Source organism: Aeromonas sp. 600948, from assembly GCF_049174875.1.
Classification (GTDB): domain Bacteria; phylum Pseudomonadota; class Gammaproteobacteria; order Enterobacterales; family Aeromonadaceae; genus Aeromonas; species Aeromonas veronii_A.
On record NZ_JAAKTY010000049.1, the window covers coordinates 1 to 1,032 of the forward strand.

Sequence of the window (1,032 nt, forward strand, 5' to 3'; positions counted from 1 at the left end):
TGTGATTCATGACTGGGGTGAAGTCGTAACAAGGTAACCCTAGGGGAACCTGGGGTTGGATCACCTCCTTACCTTAAGATGTCGAAGTTGTTGAGTGTTCACACAGATTGCCTTGATTCAAAGTAGTTAGAGCAAAGACCTGATGCGCAAGCGTCAGTGCTTATCTGGCTTCGGTCAGATGAGAGAAGCCCTATCATTGGGTTTTGGGATGTGAATAATGGCGCTCGGCCTCGCAGGCTCGGCACTTGCCATTACCCAAAATATGCACTGCTGACGCAGCGCAAAGATGATTTTGGGTCCCCTTCGTCTAGAGGCCTAGGACACCGCCCTTTCACGGCGGTAACAGGGGTTCGAATCCCCTAGGGGACGCCACTTCTCTTCGCATCTTAAGAATGCAGAGTTAAGAAGTTAATTCTTAACTCTGTTTTCTTCGGCCTTGCGCCGTTGCAGACATGCTCTTTAACAATCTGGAAAGCTGATTTAAAAAGTAGTTCTCAAACATTTGTTACAAGTGCTTTGGAAACTTCTTGGCGAAAACCAAATTTTATTTGGTCCTTGTTGTACGACAACAAGCTGTGCCGGTTTCACCGACACTTCTTGGGGTTGTATGGTTAAGTGACTAAGCGTACATGGTGGATGCCTTGGCAGTCAGAGGCGATGAAGGACGTACTAACCTGCGATAAGCTGTGAGAAGTCGGTAAGAGACGCTATTACTCACAGATTTCCGAATGGGGAAACCCACCCAAGATAACTTGGGTATCGTTACATGAATACATAGTGTAACGAGGCGAACCGGGAGAACTGAAACATCTAAGTACCCCGAGGAAAAGAAATCAACCGAGATTCCCTCAGTAGCGGCGAGCGAACGGGGATTAGCCCTTAAGCATCTTGGAAGTTAGTGGAACGGTCCTGGAAAGGCCGGCGATACAGGGTGATAGCCCCGTACACGAAAACAACCTTGATGTGAAATCGAGTAGGGCGGGACACGTGACATCCTGTCTGAATATGGGGGGACCATCCTCCAAGGCTAAA

Annotated in this window: 1 tRNA gene and 2 rRNA genes; all 3 read left to right on the forward strand. The window is 48.4% G+C overall.

Annotated elements, in window-relative coordinates:
* Window positions 1–71: ribosomal RNA gene (locus G5182_RS20110) — 16S ribosomal RNA — on the forward strand; the annotation flags it as partial.
* A gap of 225 nt (window positions 72–296) precedes the next feature.
* A tRNA-Glu gene (locus G5182_RS20115) sits at window positions 297–372 on the forward strand.
* Between the two features lie 237 nt (window positions 373–609).
* Window positions 610–1,032 (forward strand): 23S ribosomal RNA (locus G5182_RS20120); the annotation flags it as partial.